The organism is Mitsuaria sp. MSU3D, assembly GCF_056867975.1.
On the sequence record NZ_CP200314.1, the window covers coordinates 157,961 to 179,605 of the forward strand.

Below are 21,645 nucleotides of genomic sequence, written 5' to 3' on the forward strand. Positions count from 1 at the left end.
CACCGGCCTGCGCGGCGGGCCGCTCGGTCGCTGCAACGCACAAACCGGACCGTCAGAAAATCCCATCGCCTATCGCGGTGCGCCCTGCGGTTCTCCCTCGCGTCAGAGGGTGAGTCCCCATTGGACAAAGCGGGAGCTTTGTGCCGAAATGCTCGAACGGGCCGCGTGACGGCCGTGCATTTCACCCAGGTCGGTCTTCGTGAGCGGAGGCCGAGCCCAGGAGGCACAAGATGGACATGAACCGGAGGCACTTCTTCCGGGTGAGCGGGGCGGCCGTGATGGGCTCGAGCCTCGTGGCGTTGGGGTTCTCTCCGACTGCCGCACTGGCCGAGACGCGCCAGTTCAAGCTCGCCCGGGCGACCGAGACCCGCAACACCTGCCCCTACTGCTCGGTCGGTTGCGGGATCATCATGTACTCGCTCGGGGACAAGGCGAAGAACGTCAGTTCCGAGATCATCCACATCGAGGGCGACCCCGATCATCCGGTCAATCGCGGCACCTTGTGCCCGAAGGGCGCGGGCCTGCTGGACTTCGTCCACAGCCCCAACCGGCTGAAGTACCCGGAGATCCGCGAGGCCGGCGCCAAGGAGTGGAAGCGCGTCAGCTGGGACGAGGCGATGAACCGCTTCGTGAAGCTGCTCAAGGCCGACCGCGACGCCAACTTCATCGCCAGCAACGCCGACGGGAAGACGGTCAACCGCTGGCTCTCGACCGGCATGATCTGCGCTTCGGCATCCTCGAACGAGTCGGGCTACATCACCCACAAGGCGATGCGCTCGACGGGGATGCTCGCGTTCGACAACCAGGCCCGCGTTTGACACGGACCGACGGTGGCCAGTCTGGCCCCGACGTTCGGACGCGGCGCGATGACCAACCACTGGGTGGACATCAAGAACGCCGATCTCGTGCTGATCATGGGCGGCAATGCCGCCGAGGCGCATCCCTGCGGCTTCAAGTGGGTGATCGAGGCCAAGCATCACAACAAGGCCCGGCTGATCGTCGTCGACCCGCGCTTCACGCGCTCGGCCGCGATGAGCGACTACTACGCGCCGATCCGCGCGGGGTCCGACATCGCCTTCCTGGGCGGCGTCATCCACTACCTGCTGAGCAACAACAAGATCCAGACCGAGTACGTCCGGCACTACACGAACGCCCCCTTCATCGTCGGTGAGGGCTACAAGTTCGAGGATGGCATCTTCTCGGGCTACGACGAGGCCAAGCGCGCCTACAACAACGCGTCGTGGGCCTATGAGATGGACGAGAAGGGCTTCGCCAAGGTCGACATGACGATGCAGCACCCGCGCTGCGTGCTCAACGTCATGAAGCAGCATTTCTCGCGCTACACGCCCGAGAAGGTCAGCGAGATCACCGGCACGCCCAAGGACCGGTTCGTCGAGATCTGCCGCCAGATCGGCGAGACCTCGGCCCCCGGCAAGGTGATGACGATCCTGTACGCGCTGGGCTGGACGCAGCACAGCCAGGGCTCGCAGATCATCCGCACCGGCGCGCTGGTGCAACTGCTGCTGGGCAACATCGGCCAGCCCGGCGGCGGCATGAACGCGCTGCGCGGCCACAGCAACATCCAGGGCCTCACCGACCTGGGCCTGCTGTCGACCTCGCTGACGGGCTACATGTCGCTGGCCAAGGACTCCGAGCAGGACCTCGAGACCTACTACAAGACCCGCGCGCTCAAGCCGCTGCGTCCCAACCAGATGAGCTTCTGGCAGAACTATCCGAAGTTCTTCGTCAGCCAGCAGAAGGCGTGGTGGGGCAAGGCCGCGACCAAGGAGAACGACTGGGCCTATCACTACCTGCCGAAGTGGGACAAGGGCTACGACGTGCTGCAGGCCTTCGAGCTGATGCACCAGGGCAAGGTCAACGGCTACATCTGCCAGGGCTTCAACCCGGTGGGCTCCTTCCCCAACAAGAAGAAGGTGGTCGAGAGCCTGTCCAAGCTGAAGTTCCTCGCGATCATCGATCCGCTCAACACGGAGACCGCCGAGTTCTGGAAGAACTACGGCGAGCACAACGACGTGAAGACGGAAGAGATCCAGACCGTGGTGTTCCGCTTCCCGAGCACCTGCTTCGCGGAGGAGGACGGCTCGCTGACCAACTCCGGACGCTGGCTGCAGTGGCACTGGAAGGGCGCCGAGCCCCCGGGCGAGGCCAAGGGCGACGCGGAGATCATCGCGGAGATCTTCCTGCGCCTGCGCGCGCTGTACCAGAAGGACGGCGGTGCGTATCCGGATCCGATCGTCAACCTGAGCTGGCCGTACAAGATCCCGCACAGCCCCTCGGCCGAGGAGCTGGCGATGGAGTTCAACGGCAAGGCGCTGGCCGACGTGACCGATCCGAAGGACCCGACCAAGGTCCTGGCGAAGGCGGGCGAGCAGCTCTCCGGCTTCGGCCTGCTGCGCGACGACGGCACGACCTCCAGCGGCTGCTGGATCTACGCCGGCGCGTGGACGCAGGCGGGCAACCAGATGGCCCGGCGCGACAACAGCGACCCGTGGGGCATCGGCCAGACGCTGAACTGGGCCTGGGCCTGGCCGGCGAACCGGCGCGTGCTCTACAACGCCGCGTCCTGCGACCCGAGCGGCAAGCCGTGGAATCCGAAGCGGCGACTGATCAGCTACACCGACAAATGGGGCGGCTCCGACGTGCCGGACATCCGGCCGGACGCCAACCCCAATGACGAGGACGCGGTGCGGCCCTTCATCATGACCGCCGAGGGCGTGGCGCGCCTGTTCGCGCCCAGCGGCATGGTCGACGGCCCGCTGCCGGAGCACTACGAGCCCTTCGAGTCGCCGCTGACGGTCAACCCGATGCACCCGACCAACGCCAAGGCGATGAACAACCCGGCCGGCCGGGTGTTCAAGGCCGACCGCGAGCAGTTCGGCAAGCCGGACAAGTTCCCCTACGTGGCGACCAGCTACCGGCTCACCGAGCACTTCCACTACTGGACCAAGAACGTGCGCACGAGCGCGATCATCCAGCCGCAGCAGTTCGTGGAGATCGGCGAGGAACTCGCGAAGGAGAAGGGCATCGGCAACGGCGACCAGGTGAAGGTCAGTTCCAACCGCGGCTTCATCAAGGCCGTGGCGGTGGTGACCAAGCGCGTGGCATCGCTCGATGTCGGCGGCAAGCGGGTCCACACCGTGGGCCTGCCGAATCACTGGGGCTTCGTCGGCGTGGCCAAGCCCGGTTATCTGGTCAATACGCTGACCCCGTTCGTGGGCGACGCGAATACCCAGACGCCGGAGTTCAAGAGCTTCACCGTCAACATCGAGAAAGCTTGAGGAGCCTCAGCCATGTCTTCATTGCAATCCCTCGACATCGCCAAGCGCTCCGCGACGACGCTGCCCAGCCCCGACGCGCGGCGCACGACGACGGAAGTCGCCAAGCTGATCGACGTCTCCTCGTGCATCGGCTGCAAGGCCTGCCAGGTCGCCTGCATGCAGTGGAACGACCTGCGCGACGACGTCGGCGAGACCCACGGCACCTACGACAACCCGCGCGACCTGACCCCGCAGTCGTGGACGGTGATGCGCTTCTCGGAAGTGGAGGTCGTCGAGAACAAGCTGGAGTGGCTGATCCGCAAGGACGGCTGCATGCACTGCGAGGACCCCGGCTGCCTGAAGGCCTGCCCCGCGCCGGGCGCGATCGTGAAGTACCAGAACGGCATCGTCGACTTCATCTCCGAGCACTGCGTCGGCTGCGGCAACTGCGTGACCGGCTGTCCGTTCGACGTGCCGCGCATCAGCAAGGCCGACAACAAGGCCTACAAGTGCAGCCTGTGCTCGGACCGCGTCGGCGTGGGCCTGGAACCCGCCTGCGTGAAGGCCTGCCCGACGGGGGCGATCCGTTTCGGCTCGAAGGAGGACATGCACGAGTTCGCCGCCGAACGCATCGTCGACCTGAAGGAGCGCGGCTACCAGAACGCCGGTGTGTACGACCCGCAGGGCGTCGGCGGCACGCACGTGATGTACGTGCTGCAGCATGCGGACCAGCCGACGCTCTATCACGGGCTGCCGAAGGATCCGCAGATCAGTCCGCTGGTGTCCTTGTGGAAGGGCGCGGCCAAGCCGCTGGCGGTCGCCGCGATGGTCGGCGCGGCGGTGGCGGGCTTCTTCCATTACATGAAGGTCGGTCCGCAGAAGACGGAGCACGACGAGCCGGATCCCGAAGAGGAACTGGCCTACGAACGCGCCAAGCATGGCGAAGGCCCCGACGGCGCGCCGGGCGGTGAGCCGCGGCGTTCGACGTACACCCCGCCCAGCGGCGGCCTCTGACCCACCGGGAGCTCACCATGTTGCTGCAACGCTATCGCGACAGCCAGCGGCTCAACCACTGGCTCATCGTGCTGCTGTTCCTGTGCGCCGGGCTCTCGGGCCTGGCCTTCTTCCACCCGAGCCTCTACTTCCTCAGCAATCTCTTCGGCGGCGGGCCGTGGACGCGCGTGCTGCATCCCTACCTGGGCGTGGGCATGGTGATCGCCTTCGCCTTCCTCGCGGTGCGGATGTGGCGCGACAACCTCTGGATCGGCGCCGACACGCAATGGATGCGGCAGAGCCCCGCCATGATCACCGGCGCCGGCAAGGAGGGCGTCCAGCCCGCGGCCAAGTACAACGCCGGCCAGAAGATCGTGTTCTGGGTGATGGTCGTGACGCTGATCCTCCTGCTGGTCACCGGCTTCATGTTCTGGCACGCCTGGTTCCCGGAAGGCAACATCATGTTGCGTCGCATCGCGGTGCTGCTGCACTCGGTATCGGCGACGATCCTGATCCTGACAATCATCATCCATGTCTACGCGGCAATCTGGGTCAAGGGCTCGTTCCGGGCGATGACCCGTGGTACGGTCACCGACACCTGGGCCGCGCACCATCACCCGCTGTGGCACAAGGAAGCGAAGGAGCGGCCCCGCGCATGACATCCCCCAGCCCCGTCCGGGTCATGACCCCGGAAGAGATCGCGGTCAACGCCGGCGCACGCGCCGCGCCGGTGAAGGTGCCGGAGCCCGGCCTCTTCGCCGAGCGCGCGCTGCGCCTGCGCCAATTGGCCGAGGGGCATGCGATGCGGGACTACCTGCTGTTCGTGGCCGAGCTGGCGCAGGCGCAGCATGAGCGCTTCCGGCGCGCCGAGCCGATGAAGCTGCTGGACGAGGTGCTGGTCAACAGCGCGATGGTCGGCGGGGTGCCGCCGCTCGACGTGTCGACCTTCCGGCGCGATCCGGTGTGGCGCGAGGAACTCCGCGCCTTGCTGCGCGCGATGGCGACGGCGGCGATCCCCGATCCGGCGAAGGCACTGGTGACGCAGTTGGGCGAAGCCGACGACGACTGGCTGGAGCAGCAGGCGGGCGCGTTGCTCGCCGGCGGAGCGCCGGGCCTGGACCCGGCGGCGGCGCCGCTGATCGCCGCGGCCTTGCAGGTGTACTGGGCGCGGCTCGTCGTGCAGCTGCAGGCGCGCTACGACGGCAGCGACCAGGGCGAGCACGTCGCGCCCTTCGGCATGATCGACGATCCGACGGTCTGTCCGTGCTGCGGCTCGCGACCGGTGGCCTCGATCACACGCATCGCCGCGGAACAGTCCGGGCAGCGCTTCCTCGCCTGCTCGCTGTGCGGCGCGCAGTGGCACTACGTGCGCATCAAGTGCACGCATTGCCAGGGCACGAAGGGCATCACCTTCCAGAGCCTCGTCGACGCCGACGGCAACAAGTCCGAGGCCGTCGCGGCCGAGTGCTGCGAGACCTGCGGGCACTACCTCAAGCAGGTCCACATGGAAAAGGACCTGCAGGTCGAGCCGCTGGCCGACGACCTGGCGACGCTGACGCTCGATCTGCTGGTCGGCGAACTCGGCCTCGTGAGGCAGGGGTTCAACCCGCTGCTGATCCTCGGCGAGGCCGAGGCGCCTCCTCCGGACCCCGGAGGACACTGAGCATGAAGCCCGAGGCATCCATGGTTCATGGTCCGACGGCAGGCTCCCCGGTCAGCAGTCAGGACCCAGCCGCGCCCGACGATCGCTCTGTTCCCTCGCGCCGGCAGGCCGCGCCGCGCGCCGCGGCCGCGGCCCCGAAGGACCTTCCCTCCGTTGATCGTCTGCTGCGCGATCCGGCGGTCACGCACCTGATGGCGCGACACGGTCACGCCTTCGTCGCCGCGCAGGCGCGACACCTGCTCGAATCGTGGCGCCAGCGCGCGCTGGCGGGCACGCTGCCGGCAGAGGAACTTCAGCGCCTGACGTCCGAGCTCGAGCGCCTGTGCGTCGAGCGCCTCGCGCCGCGCATGCGCCGCGTGATCAACCTCACCGGCACGGTGCTGCACACCAACCTGGGCCGCGCGCTGCTGGCCGACGAGGCGCTGCGCCATGTGCTGAGCTGCATGAGCTCGCCCAACAACCTGGAGTTCGACCTTGCGCGCGGTGAGCGCGGCGACCGCGACAGCCTCGTCGAATCGCTGCTGTGCGACATCACCGGCGCCGAGGCGGCGACGGTCGTCAACAACAACGCCGCCGCGGTGCTGCTGGGCATCGCCGCGCTGGCCGGCGGCCAGGAGGTCGTCGTGTCGCGCGGCGAGCTGGTCGAGATCGGCGGCGCGTTCCGCATGCCCGACGTGATGGCGGCGGCGGGGGCGCGGCTGGTGGAGATCGGCACGACCAACCGCACGCATGCGCGGGACTATCAGTCCGCGATCGGTCCGGACACCGCGCTGCTGTTGAAGGTCCACACCAGCAACTACGCGATCCAGGGCTTCACGTCGTCGGTGAGCGAGGCCGAACTCGCCCCGATCGCCAAGGCCGCGGGCGTGCCGCTGATGACGGACCTGGGCAGCGGCTCGCTGGTCGACCTGGCGCAATGGGGCCTGCCGGCCGAGCCGCTGCCTCAGGCGATGCTGGCCGACGGCTGCGACATCGTGACCTTCAGCGGCGACAAGCTGCTGGGCGGGCCGCAGGCGGGTCTGATCGTCGGTCGCAAGGACCTGGTGCAGAAGATCCGCAAGTTCCCGATGAAGCGCGCGTTGCGCCTGTCCAAGCTGCCGATGGCCGCGCTGGAGGCGACGCTGCGGCTGTACCTGCAGCCGGACCGGCTGACGCAGGACCTGCCGACGCTGCGGCTGCTGACGCGGCCGGTGGGCCAGATCGAGGCGCAGGCGCAGCGGCTGCTGGCCCGCGTCGAGGATGCCGTCGCGCCGCGTTTCGACGCGCGCGTCAGCGCGATGCGCGGGCAGATCGGCTCGGGCTCGTTGCCGGTGGAGACGCTGCCGTCGGCGGGGCTGGTGCTGACGCCGCGGCTGCCCGGCAAGCGGGGAATCGGGCGCGCGCTTGACGACCTGCTCTCGGCACTGCGCGGGTTGCCGCTGCCCGTCATCGCGCGCGTGCAGGCCGATGAACTCTGGATGGACCTGCGCTGCCTGGACGAGGCGCGCGAGGAGCCCGACTTCCTCGAGCAGCTCGCGCAGCTGAAGGAGGCGCTCGCGTGATCGTCGGAACCGCCGGCCACATCGACCACGGCAAGACGACGCTGGTGAAGGCGCTGACCGGCGTCGACACGGATCGGCTGCCCGAGGAGAAGCGGCGCGGCATCAGCATCGCGCTCGGGTATGCGTTCCTGGACGCGAGCGAGGGCCCGCGCATCGGTTTTGTCGACGTCCCGGGACACGAGCGCCTCGTGCACACGATGCTGTCCGGCGCGACCGGCATCGACCACGCGCTGCTGCTGGTGGCCGCCGACGACGGCGTGATGCCGCAGACCCGCGAGCACCTGGCGCTGCTGTCGCTGCTGGGGATCGCGCGCGGGACGATCGCGCTGACGAAGTGCGACCGCGTGGACATCGCGACGCGCGCGCAGCGGCGCGAGGAGATCCGCGCGCTGGTGGCCGGTACGCCGCTGGCGGACGCACCGCTCTTCGAGGTGGCCGCGACCGCGGGCGAGGGCGTGCGCGCGTTGCGCGAGCACCTGATCGCCGAGGCGAAGGCGCTGCCGCCGCACGAGGTCGCGGGACAGGCCTTCCGGCTCGCGGTGGACCGCGTGTTCAGCCTGCCCGGTGTGGGCACGGTCTGCACCGGCACCGCGCATGCGGGCGAGGTGGCGGTCGGCGACGAACTCCTGCTGTTGCCGCCCGCGCCGGGACAGTCGCCGCGGCGCGGCCGCGTGCGCAGCCTGCATGCACAGAACGAGCCGGCGGAGCGCGCGTCGGCCGGACAACGCGTCGCCATCGGCCTTGCCGGGCTGGAGAAGGACGAGGTCGAGCGCGGCCAATGGCTGGCCGCGCCGGAGATCGCGCAGTGGACGGACCGCCTCGACGCGCGCTTGCGGCTGTGGCCCGAGGAAGCCCGCGCGCTGCGAAGCGGCCTGCCGGTGCACGTGCATGTCGGCGCGGACGCGGTCACCGGGACGGTGGCGATGCTCGGACGCTTCGGTACGGCGCAGGCCGCTGGCCCTCACCCCTGCCCTCTCCCGCAAGCGGGAGAGGGAGTGAGCCCTGTGGCGCCGGCTGAGGCGCTGCAGCCGGGCGAGGAGGGCTTGGTGCAGCTCGTGCTGCATCGACCGATCGGCGTCTGGGCCGGTGATCGCGTCGTGCTGCGCGACGCGTCCGCGACGCGCGCGCTGGCCGGCGGGGTCGTGCTCGATCCGCAGGCGCCGGCGCGTTATCGCCGCACGACGCAGCGGCTTGCGGAACTCGTCGCGCTGACGGCGGACTCGCCCGCGCAACGGCTGGCCGGCCTGCTGGCGCAGGCGCCGATGGGCGTCGATCTCGCGCGATTCGCCGCGGGGCAGGGCGTGGCCAGCGACGCGCGCGCGGCCCTGCTGGCGGCGGACAGTGCGTCGATGGTCGTGCCCGGCGCCGACGGACCGGCGTGGGCGCTCGGCGCCGCGCAGACGGCGCAGTGGGAGGGCGTCGCGCTGGTCAGGTTGGCGCGGTATCACGAGGAACAGCCCGAGGAGCTCGGTCCCGACCTCGCGCGCTGGCGGCGACTGGCCGCGCCACGCATGGCGGAGGCGCTGTGGCAGTCGCTCGTGCGGTGGATGGCGTCGGCCGGACAGGTGGCGATCAGCGGCGCGTCGGCGCATCTGCCGGCGCACGGCATCCAGCTGTCGGCGCTGGACGAGCGCCTCGCGCAGAAGGTGATGCCGCGGCTGCTGGCGGCGGGCTTCGAAGGCGCCTGGGCGCGCGACCTGGCCAAGGACGCGCACGAGCCCGAAGCGCTGGTGCGCACGACCCTGGCGCGCCTGTCGCAGCGGGGCGAGCTGTTCCAGGTCGTGAAGGACCTGTACTACGCGCCGACGGCGATCCATGAGCTGGCGCGCATCGCGCGGGCCTCGGCGATCGGCGGCGACGTGAAGGCCGCGGTGTTCCGCGACCGCAGCGGCCTGGGGCGCAAGCGCGCGATCCAGGTGCTGGAGTTCTTCGACAAGGTCGGCGTGCTGCGGCGCGTCGGCGACGCGCACCGGCTGCGAACCGACAGCCGCCTGTTCATCGACGATCATGAGGGGGGCGGCGCCGCGCGCGTCGACGCCGTCGAGACCGCATGAACGCGCAACGATCAATGGAGAGACAACGATCCTGGTGGATCGGCCGGACTTCAAATCCGGTGGGTGATGCCACGCATCGCCGGGTGGGTTCGACTCCCACGTCTCTCCGCCAGCAACATCGGCTTGCCGGCTGCGCGACCCGATCTTGCGCCTGCGGTGCTCGCCGTACGGGAGTACGGCTGTGCGCCTCGGCGCAAGCTCGGGCCGCTCGCTTCGGCCATCCGATGTCGCTGGTTCGTGCGGCCGTCCTCGGGGCGGCAATTTCTTTGACTTCGACCGTTTTGACTGGAGCCTTTGATGCCTAGCCTTTTCCGACAAGTCAGCCGTGCGCTGCAGGGAATCGTCGCCACGTCGCTGATTGCGGCGGGCCTGTCCGGGCCCGCGATGGCGCAGACGCCGCAGGTGCTGCGCGTGACCGCCATCCCCGACGAATCGCCGACCGAGCTGGCCCGCAAGTTCGCGCCGCTCGGCAAGTACCTGGAGAAGGAACTCGGCGTGAAGGTCGAGTGGACGCCCGTCACCGACTACGCCGCCGCCGTCGAGGCCGTCGTCAACAAGAAGATCGACCTGGCCTGGTTCGGCGGCTTCACCTTCGTGCAGGCCAACGTGCGCTCGGGCGGCAGGATCGTCCCGCTGGTCCAGCGCGAGGAGGACGAGAAGTTCCGCTCCGTCTTCATCACCGACGCCAGGTCGGGCATCACGAAGCTCGAGGACCTCAAGGGCAAGACGCTCAGCTTCGGCTCCGCGTCGTCGACCTCGGGTCACCTGATGCCGCGCTCGTTCCTGCTGGCCGCGAAGATCAACCCCGACGCGGATCTGAAGCGCATCTCCTTCTCCGGCGCGCATGACGCCACCGTCGCCGCCGTGTCCTCGGGCAAGGTCGACGCCGGTGCGCTCAACATCTCCGTCTGGGAGAAGCTCGTCGCCGAGAAGAAGGTCGACACCGCGGCCGTCAAGGTCTTCTTCACGACGCCGCCGTACTACGACTACAACTGGAGCGTCCACGCCGACATGCCGGCCGCGACGAAGGAGAAGCTCAAGGCCGCGTTCCTGAAGCTCAACCCGTCGACGCCGGAAGGCAAGGAGATCCTCGACCTGCAGCGCGCGACGAAGTTCGTGCCGACGCAGCCCGAGAACTACGCCGGCATCAAGGCCGCCGCCGAGAACGCCGGTCTGCTGAAGTGAGTTGAGACGATCGCGATGCCGCTGCTGGAACTGGACGGCCTGCACCTGAGGGCCGGGGCGCGCACGCTGGTCGAGCCGCTGACGCTGCGCATCGAGACCGGCGAGCAGGTCGCGTTGATCGGCGCGTCGGGCGCCGGCAAGACCTCGCTGCTGCACGCGATGGCGATGGCGCTGGCACCTGTGGGCGGGACCATGCGCCTGGCGGGGCAGGACGCCTGGGCCTTGGCGTCCCGCGATCGCCACTGGCTGCGCCGCGAGCTGATGCTGGCGCCGCAGCATCCGCCGCTGCCGCCGCGCCAGCGCGTGGTCACCGCGGTGCTGGCCGGGCAGTTGCCCGGCGCGTCGATGGCGCAGACCCTGCGCATGCTGTTCAACCCGACCGAGGCGCAGGCGCGGCTCGCCTTCGACGCGCTGGACCGTCTGGAGCTCGGCGATCGGCTCTGGTCGCGCGTCGATCAGCTCTCCGGCGGCGAGCGCCAGCGCGTCGCGGTCGCGCGGCTGCTGGTGTCGAAGGCGCGGCTCTGGCTCGCCGACGAGCCGCTGTCGGCGCTGGACCCGCAGCGCGCGCAGCGCGTGCTCGAGGTCCTGCGGGACACGGCCCGCGCCCAGGACCGCACGCTGGTCTGCAGCCTGCACCAGGTCGACCTGGCATGCCGGGTGTTTCCTCGCGTGATCGCGCTGCGCGAAGGGCGCCTCGTCTACGACGGCCCGCCGCGGGACCTCGGCGCGCGTCAACTGGACGAGATCTACGCCGACCTGCTGAACGAGCCGCCGCCTGTGGCGCAGGACACGTTGCCGCCGGCGTCGTTGCCACAGGCGATGTGTCGATGAGCGCCGCCGCCGCGGCCCCGTGGCGCCGCGATCCCGCCGCCACGCGACGACTCGGTCTGGCCGTCGGCCTGCTCGTGCTGCTGTGGCCGCTCCTCGTCTGGTGCGAGTTCCGTCCTTGGGAACTGCTCGATGAACGCAGCCTGCGCGCGACGATGCGTTTCGGCGCGCAGTTCCTGACGCCGCGCCTGGATGCCGAGTTCCTGACGATGCTCGCCGCCGACACGTGGCGCACCGTGGCGATGGCGACGGTGGGGATGGCGCTCGCCTGGGTGATCGCCGTGCCGATGGCGCTGCTGGCGACGGCGCGGCTGTCGGTGTCCGCGGTGGCGGGTCGCATGGGCCCGGGGCCGGCGGCGCTGCGCGGGATCGTGCGCCTCGTGCTCATCGTGCTGCGCTCGGTCCCGGAGCTGGTCTGGGCGCTGATGCTGGTCCGCGTGATCGGCCTCGGCCCCGGCGCCGGCGTGCTGGCGATCGCGCTGTCCTATGGCGGGATGCTCGGCAAGGTCTACGCCGAGATCCTCGAAAGCGCCGACGCCGCGCCCACGCAGGCGCTGCTGCGCGGTGGCGCCGGACGTCTGCAGGCGCTGCTCTTCGGCACCTTGCCCGGATGCGCCGACGAGCTCGTGAGCTACACCGTCTACCGCTGGGAATGCGCGATCCGGTCCTCGGTCGTGCTCGGTTTCGTCGGCGCCGGCGGGCTCGGTCAGCAACTGGACAACGCGACCAAGATGTTCGCCGGCGCCGAGGTCGCGACCATCCTGCTCGTGTTCATCGCGCTCGTGGCGATGGCCGATCGGATCAGCGCCTGGCTGCGTCCGGCGCGTGAAGCCGGCCAGGGCGCGGAGGCGTCCCGTCGCACCGCCCGGCCGTCTCCGCGATGGGGCGTGCGGGGGCTGCTCATCGGCCTGCTGATGCTGCTGGTCGCGAGCTTCGCGACGTTGCCGCTGCGCTGGGGTGAACTGCTGGGGGCGGGGGCGCTCGCCCAGATGGGCCGCTTCATCGCGGAGTTCTTTCCGCCGCAGTGGGCGCCGGCCTTTCTCGGACGCGTCGGCCAGGGGGCGTTGGAGACGCTGGCGATGTCGGCGCTGGGCAGCGTCCTGGCAGCGGTGGCCGGGCTCGCGATCGCGCTGCTGGCCAGCCGGCCGCCGGGGCTGCTGCGCTGGACCTCGCGGCTGTTGCTGAACGTGCTGCGCAGCGTGCCGGAACTGGTCTGGGCGGCGATCCTGCTGGTCGCCGCCGGCCTGGGGCCGATGCCGGGCACGCTGGCGCTGGCGCTGCACACGACGGGCGTGCTCGGCCGCCTGATGGCCGAGGCGCTTGAGAACGCACCGCCGCAGACCGCCCAGGCCTTGCGCTGGGCGGGCGCGTCACGCTGGCAGGTCTTCGCGTTCGCGACGCTGCCGCAGGCGGCGCCGCAACTGCTCAGCTACACGCTGTACCGCTGGGAAAACAACATCCGCGCCGCCACGGTGCTGGGGGTGGTCGGTGCCGGCGGGCTCGGCCAGATGCTGAGCCTGCACCTCAGCCTGTTCCAGATGCGCGAGACTTGCACCGTGCTGCTGGCGATGCTGGCGCTGGTGATGCTGGTCGACGCCTGTTCCTACGCGGCGCGCCGGAAATTGAATCGTTGAAGAGAGACGTTGCCGAGCAACGTGGAAGTGAGCCGCCATGAACGACGAAGCCCTCAAGCTGCTGCTGACACGTGCTTCGGTCGGGCCGAAGTACCTGATCGAACCCGGGCCCGACGACGGGCATCTGCGCCTGATGGTCGATGCCGCGCTGCACGCGCCCGATCACGCCGGGCTGGTGCCCTTCCGGTTCAAGGTCGTGCGCGGCGAGGCGAAGCGCTCGATGGCGGCGCTCTTCGCCGAGGCTGCGCGCCGCGCGGGCAAGGACGCCGCCGGCCTGGCGATGGACGAAGAACGCGCGCTGCGACCGCCGGTGACGGTGGCCGTCGTCGTGCGGCTGGACCTGGGGCATCCGCAGGTGCCGGCGCACGAGCAGTGGGCCTGCGTGGGTGGGGCGCTGACGAACTTCCTGAACGCCGCGCAGGCGCTCGGCTTCGGCGGAAAGATGCTCAGCGGCGCGAAGGCGCGCGATCCGGGTCTGATCGCCGCGTTCTGCGAGCCGGGCGAGACGCTGCTCGGCTGGATCGCGATGGGCACGCCGACGCCGTCGGACAAGCCGCCCAAGCCGCGCGCCGCCAAGGACGGCGCCGACCGCGCGTTGCAGTTCTGGGGCGGTTAGCCCCTAACCGTAGATGTAGCTCTGCAATTGAGCGATGGTCAGCTCATCGTCCGCGATGATGTTGTCCATCAGGTCTCTGATCGACAGCATGCCCACGACGGTCGATCCCTCGACCACCGGCAGGTGGCGGATCTTGCGCTGGCTCATGAGGCTCATGCACTCGCGGCACTCGGTGTTGGGCTTCACGACGAACACGTTGGCCGTCATGACCTCCTTGACCTGCGTGTTGCGCGAATCTCTGCCCTGCAGCGCGATCTTGCGGGTGTAGTCACGCTCCGAGAAGATGCCGAGCAGCCGCTCGCCCTCCATCACCAGCAGCGCACCGACATCATGCTGCGCGAGCAGATGCAGCGCATCGAACACCGTTGCTTCCGGCGTGATGCGCCAGACGCTCGGGCCGCGGTTCTTCAACAGTTCGGACACCGGTTTCATGGGGCCTCCTGGCGGAATCCTGGCTGGGATCCTGACTTGAATCCCGGCCGGGACTTGGGCAAATCGCTGACGGATTCGGACGCCCCAAGATAAGCGCCTTGGCGGCGCGCCGCAAGCCCCATCAAGACCCGACCCCCAAAGGAGCGAGGTCGTGATGCCGCGCGAGGCTCAGGCAGGATGCGTCAAGTCGCGCAGATGGGTGGGACCGGCGCGGCGTTCGATCTCGGCGAGCAGGTCGCGGCCCCAGCCCATCGCGAAGAGCGCTTCGCCGACAACGAACATCGGCCCGACCAGCAGCCCGATCAGGTCATCCACGAAGGCGGGCTTGCGCCCCTCGTAATAATGACCGACGAACTGGATGATCCATCCGACCAGGAAGCTGCCCAGTCCCCAGGCGAGCCAGCCGCCGACGGAACCCGCCGCCAGCGGATGTGCCAGCGCCATCAGCACCGCGTTGACGATCGCGGTGGACAGGCCCAGCACGAAGTTGCCGCGCGTCAGGTACCAGATCGTGGCGGCGCCCCAGACCACCCAGGCGGCGGACACGGTCCAGTCGGCGACGTGGAATTGCGCCCGCGCCAGCAGCACGCCGATCGCGAAGACGATCAGCGGAATGCCGACGAAGTGGGTGGCGATGTTGCGGCGGTCGCGGTGGTAGGCGGCGTACTGCGCCATCAGGTCGTTGGCTTGGCGTGCCATGGCAGTCCTCCGTGCGAGGTGTCGTCGTGATGTCGCAATGCTAGTGCGACCAGCTTGTTTGTGCCGTTCAGAATGCAGGTCTGACCACTCTTGGTTTACCCCTATGCAAGTGTTGACGCGGGCAAGCGAGGTGCCTCCGGTGTTGTGGACCCCGTGGACACGGGGGGCGGCCCACGCGGCGATCGTCGCTGTGGCGCTGGCGGTCGCAGGATGCGGCAGTGCACCAATCGGGGCGACAGCGGAGTCGACGACGGGCCGCAGTGCAGCCGCTGCATCGGCCATATCGACTGCATCCGGCGCGGCGCCGGGCGCTGATGCGCCGCCGTCCTCATGCCCCACCTGGCTCGCGGCGCAGCAGCGCGGCGAGGGGCGGCTCTACCGCGTCGACGCCGCAGGCTCGCAGGTCCGGATCCACGTCTTCCGCGCCGGACGGCTCGCCAAGCTCGGCCACAACCATGTGCTCGGGGTCGAACGGCTCGACGGCCACGTCTTCCTGCCCGCCGACGGGATCGCGGGCGCAGGCGTCGAACTCGGGTTCCGCCTCGACGACATCGGCATCGACAAGCCCGAATGGCGCGCCAGCCTCGGCCCCGAATTCGCCAGCGTGCCGACGGCCTCCGACGTCGCCGGCACGCGGACCAACATGCTCCGCGCCATCGACGGCGAACGCTTCCCGGCGATCTCGATGCGCAGCTCGGCGGTGGGTGGCGCGTTCCCGGTGCTCGCAGTCAAGCTCGCGGTGCGATGGCACGGGCAGGTCCGCGAGATCGACGTGCCCGTGCGGGTCGCACGACCTTCAGGGGATGCGCCGCTGCACGCCCAAGGCGCGCTCGTCCTGCGGCAGAGCGACTTCGGTATCGCGCCGTTCTCCGTCTTCGGAGGGCTGCTCGCCATCCAGGATGAACTGACGGTCGACGTCGATGTGGCGGCTCGGCCTTCGGTGGCCTGCGATTGATGTCGCCTGCGGGAGGCCTGGCGCGGGCGCTCCACACTGCATGGGGGATCCCTCCAGGACCCCCAAGCAGTATTCCGGCCCCAGTGGGACTCGCTGTGATCAGGCCCTGGGAGTTCGGTCCGGTGCCTGGCCGTGATCGGGCCTTGGGAGTCGGGGTCAGGCGCGGAGATCGAGACTCATCAGGTCCTTGGCGTAGTAACGGCCGTCGGAGAGACGGATGGCGCGGGGGAGGTGACCGTAGCGGGTGAAGCCGGCCTGTCGGTAGACCGCGATGGCGGATTGATTGCCGGCGGTGACGCTGAGCGTCACGGTCTCCAGGCGCGGCTCGCGGCGCAGCAAGGCAAGCGCCTGCTGCAAGAGGCGCTTGCCGATGCCGCGTCCGCGGAACCGGTCGTCCACCATCATCCCGATCAGATGCGCGATGTGTTGCACCTTCTTGCGGTTCTCGTGCTCGCAGGTCAGCGCACCCACCAACTGCTCGCCGCGCCACGCACCCAGCGTGAACAGCGACTTGCCGCCGGCCTGCGGATGCAGTCGCACGCGATAGCTCGCGGCCTCGCGGGCGCGTTCGGTCTCCGCGTCGGAGGTGAAGGCCTGCTCGTGTCTCGCCAGCATCGCGTCGCGCAGCGCCTTGTAGGCGTCCAGGTCGCCCTCGGTCAGCAAGCGCAGCGTGATGGCGCCGACGTTCGCGCTATCGGAGTCGTTCGAGTCGCTCAAGCTCGCTCCTGTCGTTGATGTTGGCAAAGGCGCGGTCGTCGCCCGGTCGATCGAAGGCGACGCGCGCCAGCGGCAGGCTGGACAGCCAGCCCTCGACGCGCCGTTCGCCCGCGCGCAGCGCGGCATCGAGCGAGGCCCGATGGCCGGCGTGGATCAGGCTCGCGAGCGGCTGGCTGCGCAGCGGTGCGTCCGGCGCCTCGCGGCCCATCGCCATGGCCGCGGTCCGGTCAGGGGCGAGGCCCTCGGCCAGGCGGGCGAGGAGGTCGACGGGCAGCCAGGGGCTGTCGCCGCTGACCACGAGCAGCCAATCGTCGCGCTCATCTGCAGCGGCGATCGCCTCCAGTCCCGCAAGGATCCCGGCGAGCGGTCCGGGGAAGTCGGGCAGCGTGTCCTCGAGGACCGGATGGCCGAGGCGGCTGTAGTCGTCGAGGTGGCGGTTGGCGCTGATGAGCACGTGGCCGCCGGTCTGCGGGGCGATGCGGTCGAGCACGTGATCGACGAGGGGCCGGCCCTGGAAGGGCTGGAGCGGCTTGTCGACGCCGCCCATGCGCGTGGCGCGTCCGCCGCAGAGGAGCAGCGCGGTGACGCGCATCAGCCGCCGATGTAGTGCATCTCGACGCGGCGCGCCGGGCCGGATTCCGAGGCCGCGGGCAGGCTGGCGCGGAGTTCCGAGTAGCGATCGTTGCGCCGCGTCCAGAGCGCGCCGAGCGCGGCGGCGATCTCGTCGTCGCTGCGCGCGTCGTGGGCGGCATCGCCGCGCAGCAGCGCGCGCAGGTCGTGGCCGTCGCCGGCGAAGAGGCAGGTGTAGAGGCGGCCCTCGGTCGAGAGCCGCGCGCGGTTGCAGTCGCCGCAGAAGGCCTGCGTGACGCTGGAGATCAGGCCGATCTCGCCGCTGCCGTCGGCGTAGCCCCAACGCGTGGCGGTCTCGCCGTCGGAGGAGGGCGCGAGCGGCACCAGGTCGGCGTGCTCGCGCAGCCGGGCGAGGACCTCGGCGGACGGCAGGACTTCGTCCATGCGCCAGCCGTTGCTCATGCCGACGTCCATGTACTCGATGAAGCGCAGCACGACGCCGGTGCCGCGGAAGTGGCGCGCCATCGGGACGATCTGGTCATCGTTGGTGCCGCGCTTGACGACCATGTTGACCTTGATCGGCGCCAGGCCGGCGGCGTGGGCGGCCTCGATGCCGCGCAGCACTTCGGCGACGGGGAAGTCCACGTCGTTCATGCGCCGGAAGATGGCGTCGTCCAGCGCGTCCAGGCTGACGGTGACGCGGTTCAGGCCGGCGTCCTTGAGCGCCTGGGCCTTGCGGGCGAGCAGCGAGCCGTTGGTGGTGAGCGTGAGGTCAAGCGGCTGCCCCTCCGGCGTGCGCAGCGCGGCCAGTTGGGCGATCAACGCCTCGAGGTTGCGGCGCAGCAGCGGTTCGCCGCCGGTGAGGCGCAGCTTCTGGACGCCGAGTTGGGCGAACACGCGGGCGAGCCGGGCGATCTCCTCGAAGGAGAGCAGGTCGCGGTGCGGGAGGAAGGCGTAGTCCTTGTCGAACACGTCCTTCGGCATGCAGTAGCTGCAGCGGAAGTTGCAGCGGTCGGTGACGGAGATCCGCAGGTCGCGCAGTGGCCGGCCGCGCGCATCCAGCCACGGGCCGCTGCGGGGTGGCGGCAGCGGATGCGGCACGGGAGGCGTCCGCCCGATCTGGCGCAGATCGAGCAGCGGAATCACACCATCGGTCATGAAGCGGATTGTGCCGCCGACAGCCCGCCCGCGCCCGCGGAGGCCCTTCGGGGAGCCACTGTGCTCCTGCGCCAGGGGCTGAGCTGTGCGCTATGCATCCGAGACCGCGTCGTCACCCTGTAGGACCTGTCACTTGCGCAGCGAGGCCGGCAGCGGTCGAATCGCGGGATGAGCTTGACCCCCACGACCGTGGTCCATGCGGACCTGGCCAGCTTCGTCTCCTTCGGCGAAGCCCTCACCGACATGATCCGCGTCGGCCACGACCACTGGCGCAGCCGCAGCGGCGGCTCGCCCTGGAACGTCGCCATCGGGATGTCCCGCCTGGGCCAGCTCAGCGCCTTCGCCGGCGGCATCAGCAAGGACGCGTTCGGCCAGGCGATCTGGCAGGCCAGCGCCGATGCCAGCCTGGACCTGCGCTTCATCCAGCAGTTCGCCAAGTCGCCGCTGGTGGCCTACGTCCATCAGGTCGATCCGCCGGAGTACGCCTTCGTCGGCGACGACAGCGCCGACCTGCACTTCCGCCCCCACGCGTTGCCCGCCGGATGGCGCCGCGCACTGCGCTGGGCGCATTTCGGCTCGATCAGCCTCACCCGCGAACCGCTCGCGGCGCGGCTGATCGCACTGGCCGAATCCCTCAAGGACGAGGGCGTGCGCATCAGCTACGACCCCAACTACCGCATGTCCATGGACTCCCGCTACGACCGCACGCTGGAACGCATGTGCCGGCTGGCGGACGTCATCAAGGTCTCGGACGAAGACCTCCGCGGCCTGTTCCGCAGCCGCGACCACCACTTCGGACTGGCGCAGATCTCGGCCTGGAACCCGCGCGCGATCGTGATGCTGACGCTCGGTGAACGCGGCGCGCAGCTGTTCCATCCGAAAGCCGACCTCAGCGCCGCGCCGCCGCCGCTCGAGCAGATCGTCGACACCATCGGCGCCGGCGACGCCGCCATGGCCGGCCTGCTCTACAGCCTGATGAACGGCGGCACGCAGGATCCCGAGGACCACCTGCGCTGGGCCGTCGCCGCGGGCGCGGCGGCCTGCGCCGGCGCGGGCGTGGACGGCCTGTCGGCCGGGCTGGTCACCTCGCTCATCGACCAGGTGCAGGTCAGGCGCGCCGAGATGGCGTAACGCTGGGCCTGGCGGCCCGGCGCCTTCCCAGGGAACCCAACGGGGACCTCGCGTGCGAGGTCGCGGGACGGCGCTGCGTGTCGATCAGCCGTCGCCGTCGCGCTTCGTCGCGACCAGGGTCTTGGGCCCGCCGACCTGCAGGCGAGGGCGGCCCGCTTCCTCCTCGGCCAGCGGCTGGACCTCGACCAGACTCGCATGACAGCGCCGTGCCAGGTCTTGATAGGTCTCGGTGCCGACGCGCTTCCAGCGGATCTCGTCGTCCGTCAGCGGCCGCATCACCTTCGCCGGCAGGCCCGCGATGAGCGACTTCTCCGGCAGCTTCAGCCCCGCGCGCACGAACGCGCAGGCCGCGACGATGCTGTACGCGCCGACCTCCGCCTCGTCCATCACCACCGCGTTCATGCCCACCAGCGCGTCGTGCCGCACCACGCAGCCGTGCAACACCGCGCCGTGGCCGATGTGGCCGTTGGTCTCGACGACGGTGTCCGAATCCGGGAAGCCATGGATCACGCAGGTGTCCTGCACGTTGGCGCCCTCCATCAGCCGGATGCGGCCGAAGTCCCCCCTCAGGGAGGCGCAAGGCCCCACATAACACCCCGGACCGACGATCACGTCCCCGATCAGCACCGCCGTCGGGTGGACGTAGGCGCTCGGATGGACGACCGGCGAGAGGCCGTCGATGGCGTAACAGGGCATGGGACAGCTCCTTTTTAGGTGGTAACCCTAGGTTTCCGACCTTGTCTTGCGATGCGATGGCTCGTAGTATCTACCGACCGGTCGGTAAATAGAAGCCGACCGATAAAAGCAGAAAAAGCTGAATCCATCGACGGCCGAGGAGACAAGCCGAATGAGCACCGCCAACACGACCCCATCCACCGCTGCCGAAGACAGTCCGCTGCTGATCAGCACCGAGGGCGCCGTGCGCGTCCTCACGCTGAACCGGCCGCAGGCGCTGAACGCATTCACGACCGGCCTGCTCGGCCAGTTGCGGATCGCGCTCGACGAGGCGGCGCACGACGAGACCGTGCGGGCGGTGCTCATCACCGGTGCCGGCCGCGCGTTCTGCGCGGGCCAGGACCTGTCGGATCCCCACATCAAGCCGGAGTTCGACGAGCACTCCGGCGAGGTCGATGCCCACAAGAAGCCCAAGGCCAAGGACATCGGCAACCTGCTCGACCACTACTACATCCCGCTCGCGCTGCGCCTGCGCAGCATGCCGGTGCCGACCATCTGCGCGGTCAACGGCGTGGCCGCGGGCGCCGGCGCAAACTTCGCGCTCGGCTGCGACCTCGTGCTGGCGGGCCAGTCGGCGTCCTTCATCCAGGCCTTCTCCAAGATCGGGCTGGTGCCCGACTGCGGCGGCACCTGGCTGCTGACGCGCCTCGTGGGCCGCGCTCGCGCGATGCAGCTGGCGCTGCTCGGCGACAAGCTGCCCGCCGCCGACGCGCAGGCCTGGGGCCTGATCGCGCGCTGCGTCGCCGATGCCGAGCTGCAGAGCGAGGCGATGGCCACCGCGCAGAAGCTCGCGAAGATGCCGACCAAGGCGCTGGTGCAGACGCGCGAGGCGCTCGACGCCTCGATGGACCTGGAGTTCGAGGACGCCCTCAAGCTCGAGGCCCGGCTGCAGAGCCAGCTCGGCTATGCGCACGACTATCTCGAAGGCGCCGCCGCGTTCCTGACCAAGCGGTCCCCGACCTTCAAGGACCGCTGATGAGCGCGACCCTGGATCCCCTTATGGATGCGCAGCGCGTGGCCGAAGCGGTCCGCGACACCATGTTCGCCAACGACCGGGCCTCCAAGGGCCTGGGCATGCGCATCGATGCGATCGGTCCCGGCACCGCGACGCTGTCGATGACGGTGCGCGAGGACATGCTCAACGGCTTCGACATCTGCCACGGCGGCTTCGTGACGACGCTGGCCGATTCGTGTTTCGCCTTCGCCTGCAACTCGCACAACGAGGTGACGGTCGCCTCGGGCTTCGCGATCGACATCGTCGCGCCGTCCCGGCTGGGCGACGTGCTGAGCGCGCGCGCCACCGAGATCTCGCTGGCCGGGCGCACCGGCGTCTACGACATCCGCATCACCAATCAACGCGACGAGCTGATCGCGGTCTTCCGCGGACGTTCCTACCGCATCAAGGGCAAGCCCGTGGTGCCGGAACTGGCGACCGCGCGCTGAGCGCGCCCGCCCC

General features: G+C 69.8%; 20 protein-coding genes and 1 tRNA gene. 15 read left to right on the forward strand and 6 right to left on the reverse strand.

The features are described from left to right. Nucleotides 1-230 precede the first annotated feature (230 nt). The 11 genes from fdnG (at nt 231) to AC1VNM_RS00760 (ending at nt 13,792) form a co-directional block, all read left to right on the forward strand. Complete coding sequence (gene fdnG, locus AC1VNM_RS00710) at nt 231-3,299, forward strand: formate dehydrogenase-N subunit alpha (protein WP_483105513.1); 3,069 nt, start codon at nt 231-233, stop codon at nt 3,297-3,299. A gap of 12 nt (nt 3,300-3,311) precedes the next feature. Beyond that, entirely contained in the window at nt 3,312-4,292 is a 981-nt protein-coding gene (fdxH, locus tag AC1VNM_RS00715; protein ID WP_483105514.1) for a formate dehydrogenase subunit beta, read from the forward strand. Between the two features lie 17 nt (nt 4,293-4,309). Next, complete coding sequence (locus AC1VNM_RS00720; protein WP_377162058.1) at nt 4,310-4,930, forward strand: formate dehydrogenase subunit gamma; 621 nt, start codon at nt 4,310-4,312, stop codon at nt 4,928-4,930. Next, nucleotides 4,927-5,934 (forward strand): formate dehydrogenase accessory protein FdhE, encoded by a 1,008-nt coding sequence (gene fdhE / locus AC1VNM_RS00725; protein WP_483105515.1) that lies wholly within the window; start codon nt 4,927-4,929, stop codon nt 5,932-5,934. The genes AC1VNM_RS00720 and fdhE overlap by 4 nt, the downstream gene beginning before the upstream one ends. A 2-nt stretch (nt 5,935-5,936) precedes the next feature. After that, nucleotides 5,937-7,475, forward strand: a complete 1,539-nt coding sequence (selA, locus tag AC1VNM_RS00730; RefSeq protein WP_483105516.1) for an L-seryl-tRNA(Sec) selenium transferase — start codon at nt 5,937-5,939, stop codon at nt 7,473-7,475. Beyond that, nucleotides 7,472-9,529, forward strand: coding sequence for a selenocysteine-specific translation elongation factor (gene selB, locus AC1VNM_RS00735; RefSeq protein ID WP_483105517.1), 2,058 nt, complete (start codon nt 7,472-7,474; stop codon nt 9,527-9,529). Before selA ends, selB begins: the two co-directional genes overlap by 4 nt. Nucleotides 9,530-9,545: 16 nt before the next feature. Continuing rightward, a tRNA-Sec gene (locus tag AC1VNM_RS00740) sits at nt 9,546-9,641 on the forward strand. 185 nt (nt 9,642-9,826) lie between these two features. Beyond that, nucleotides 9,827-10,714 carry a putative selenate ABC transporter substrate-binding protein gene (locus AC1VNM_RS00745; protein ID WP_483105518.1) on the forward strand — a complete coding sequence of 296 codons (888 nt, stop codon included), beginning with the start codon at nt 9,827-9,829 and terminating at the stop codon, nt 10,712-10,714. A 15-nt stretch (nt 10,715-10,729) separates the two neighbouring features. After that, nucleotides 10,730-11,545, forward strand: coding sequence for a phosphonate ABC transporter ATP-binding protein (locus AC1VNM_RS00750; RefSeq protein ID WP_483105519.1), 816 nt, complete (start codon nt 10,730-10,732; stop codon nt 11,543-11,545). Then, nucleotides 11,542-13,176, forward strand: a complete 1,635-nt coding sequence (phnE, locus tag AC1VNM_RS00755) for a phosphonate ABC transporter, permease protein PhnE (RefSeq protein WP_483105520.1) — start codon at nt 11,542-11,544, stop codon at nt 13,174-13,176. Before AC1VNM_RS00750 ends, phnE begins: the two co-directional genes overlap by 4 nt. Nucleotides 13,177-13,213: 37 nt before the next feature. Beyond that, nucleotides 13,214-13,792 (forward strand): nitroreductase family protein, encoded by a 579-nt coding sequence (locus tag AC1VNM_RS00760; protein WP_483105521.1) that lies wholly within the window; start codon nt 13,214-13,216, stop codon nt 13,790-13,792. Between the two features lie 3 nt (nt 13,793-13,795). Here AC1VNM_RS00760 and AC1VNM_RS00765 read toward each other — a convergent pair whose 3' ends face one another. Continuing rightward, on the reverse strand, nt 13,796-14,224 hold the full coding sequence (locus tag AC1VNM_RS00765; RefSeq protein ID WP_431048096.1) for a CBS domain-containing protein: 429 nt from the start codon (nt 14,222-14,224) through the stop codon (nt 13,796-13,798). A 168-nt stretch (nt 14,225-14,392) separates the two neighbouring features. Then, entirely contained in the window at nt 14,393-14,923 is a 531-nt protein-coding gene (locus AC1VNM_RS00770; protein ID WP_377156611.1) for an Mpo1 family 2-hydroxy fatty acid dioxygenase, read from the reverse strand. Nucleotides 14,924-15,113: 190 nt separating this feature from the next. Between AC1VNM_RS00770 and AC1VNM_RS00775 the strand changes: the two genes are divergently transcribed. Continuing rightward, on the forward strand, nt 15,114-15,878 hold the full coding sequence (locus AC1VNM_RS00775) for a YceI family protein (RefSeq protein WP_483105522.1): 765 nt from the start codon (nt 15,114-15,116) through the stop codon (nt 15,876-15,878). Nucleotides 15,879-16,034: 156 nt separating this feature from the next. Here AC1VNM_RS00775 and AC1VNM_RS00780 read toward each other — a convergent pair whose 3' ends face one another. The 3 genes from AC1VNM_RS00780 to moaA are packed head-to-tail and all read right to left on the reverse strand — an operon-like array spanning nt 16,035 to nt 18,323. After that, nucleotides 16,035-16,595 carry a GNAT family N-acetyltransferase gene (locus AC1VNM_RS00780; RefSeq protein WP_483105523.1) on the reverse strand — a complete coding sequence of 187 codons (561 nt, stop codon included), beginning with the start codon at nt 16,593-16,595 and terminating at the stop codon, nt 16,035-16,037. Continuing rightward, nucleotides 16,570-17,187 carry a molybdenum cofactor guanylyltransferase MobA gene (mobA, locus tag AC1VNM_RS00785; RefSeq protein WP_483105524.1) on the reverse strand — a complete coding sequence of 206 codons (618 nt, stop codon included), beginning with the start codon at nt 17,185-17,187 and terminating at the stop codon, nt 16,570-16,572. Before mobA ends, AC1VNM_RS00780 begins: the two co-directional genes overlap by 26 nt. Then, entirely contained in the window at nt 17,187-18,323 is a 1,137-nt protein-coding gene (gene moaA / locus AC1VNM_RS00790; protein WP_483105525.1) for a GTP 3',8-cyclase MoaA, read from the reverse strand. The genes mobA and moaA overlap by 1 nt, the downstream gene beginning before the upstream one ends. Before the next feature lie 168 nt (nt 18,324-18,491). On the opposite strand from moaA, the gene AC1VNM_RS00795 reads away from it, so the two are divergent. Then, a complete protein-coding gene (locus AC1VNM_RS00795; protein ID WP_483105526.1) occupies nt 18,492-19,454 on the forward strand; it encodes a carbohydrate kinase family protein in 963 nt (320 codons plus the stop codon). A gap of 84 nt (nt 19,455-19,538) precedes the next feature. On the opposite strand, the gene AC1VNM_RS00800 is transcribed toward AC1VNM_RS00795, so the two are convergent. Beyond that, on the reverse strand, nt 19,539-20,150 hold the full coding sequence (locus AC1VNM_RS00800) for a phenylacetic acid degradation protein PaaY (RefSeq protein WP_483105527.1): 612 nt from the start codon (nt 20,148-20,150) through the stop codon (nt 19,539-19,541). Nucleotides 20,151-20,301: 151 nt separating this feature from the next. On the opposite strand from AC1VNM_RS00800, the gene AC1VNM_RS00805 reads away from it, so the two are divergent. Both AC1VNM_RS00805 and paaI read left to right on the forward strand, forming a co-directional pair. Continuing rightward, on the forward strand, nt 20,302-21,165 hold the full coding sequence (locus AC1VNM_RS00805; protein ID WP_377156600.1) for an enoyl-CoA hydratase-related protein: 864 nt from the start codon (nt 20,302-20,304) through the stop codon (nt 21,163-21,165). After that, on the forward strand, nt 21,165-21,632 hold the full coding sequence (gene paaI / locus AC1VNM_RS00810) for a hydroxyphenylacetyl-CoA thioesterase PaaI (RefSeq protein WP_483105528.1): 468 nt from the start codon (nt 21,165-21,167) through the stop codon (nt 21,630-21,632). The genes AC1VNM_RS00805 and paaI overlap by 1 nt, the downstream gene beginning before the upstream one ends. Nucleotides 21,633-21,645 lie beyond the last annotated feature (13 nt).

Excerpts from the sequence above, each read along its gene's own strand:
- moaA (WP_483105525.1), bottom strand. The coding sequence starts at position 18,323 with ATGACCGATGGTGTGATTCCGCTGCTCGATCTGCGCCAGATCGGGCGG.
- AC1VNM_RS00750 (WP_483105519.1), top strand. The coding sequence starts at position 10,730 with ATGCCGCTGCTGGAACTGGACGGCCTGCACCTGAGGGCCGGGGCGCGC.
- selA (WP_483105516.1), top strand. The coding sequence starts at position 5,937 with ATGAAGCCCGAGGCATCCATGGTTCATGGTCCGACGGCAGGCTCCCCG.
- AC1VNM_RS00720 (WP_377162058.1), top strand. The coding sequence starts at position 4,310 with ATGTTGCTGCAACGCTATCGCGACAGCCAGCGGCTCAACCACTGGCTC.
- phnE (WP_483105520.1), top strand. The coding sequence starts at position 11,542 with ATGAGCGCCGCCGCCGCGGCCCCGTGGCGCCGCGATCCCGCCGCCACG.
- mobA (WP_483105524.1), bottom strand. The coding sequence starts at position 17,187 with ATGCGCGTCACCGCGCTGCTCCTCTGCGGCGGACGCGCCACGCGCATG.
- AC1VNM_RS00760 (WP_483105521.1), top strand. The coding sequence starts at position 13,214 with ATGAACGACGAAGCCCTCAAGCTGCTGCTGACACGTGCTTCGGTCGGG.
- fdhE (WP_483105515.1), top strand. The coding sequence starts at position 4,927 with ATGACATCCCCCAGCCCCGTCCGGGTCATGACCCCGGAAGAGATCGCG.
- AC1VNM_RS00805 (WP_377156600.1), top strand. The coding sequence starts at position 20,302 with ATGAGCACCGCCAACACGACCCCATCCACCGCTGCCGAAGACAGTCCG.
- paaI (WP_483105528.1), top strand. The coding sequence starts at position 21,165 with ATGAGCGCGACCCTGGATCCCCTTATGGATGCGCAGCGCGTGGCCGAA.
- AC1VNM_RS00770 (WP_377156611.1), bottom strand. The coding sequence starts at position 14,923 with ATGGCACGCCAAGCCAACGACCTGATGGCGCAGTACGCCGCCTACCAC.
- AC1VNM_RS00800 (WP_483105527.1), bottom strand. The coding sequence starts at position 20,150 with ATGCCCTGTTACGCCATCGACGGCCTCTCGCCGGTCGTCCATCCGAGC.
- AC1VNM_RS00745 (WP_483105518.1), top strand. The coding sequence starts at position 9,827 with ATGCCTAGCCTTTTCCGACAAGTCAGCCGTGCGCTGCAGGGAATCGTC.
- fdxH (WP_483105514.1), top strand. The coding sequence starts at position 3,312 with ATGTCTTCATTGCAATCCCTCGACATCGCCAAGCGCTCCGCGACGACG.
- AC1VNM_RS00765 (WP_431048096.1), bottom strand. The coding sequence starts at position 14,224 with ATGAAACCGGTGTCCGAACTGTTGAAGAACCGCGGCCCGAGCGTCTGG.
- AC1VNM_RS00795 (WP_483105526.1), top strand. The coding sequence starts at position 18,492 with ATGAGCTTGACCCCCACGACCGTGGTCCATGCGGACCTGGCCAGCTTC.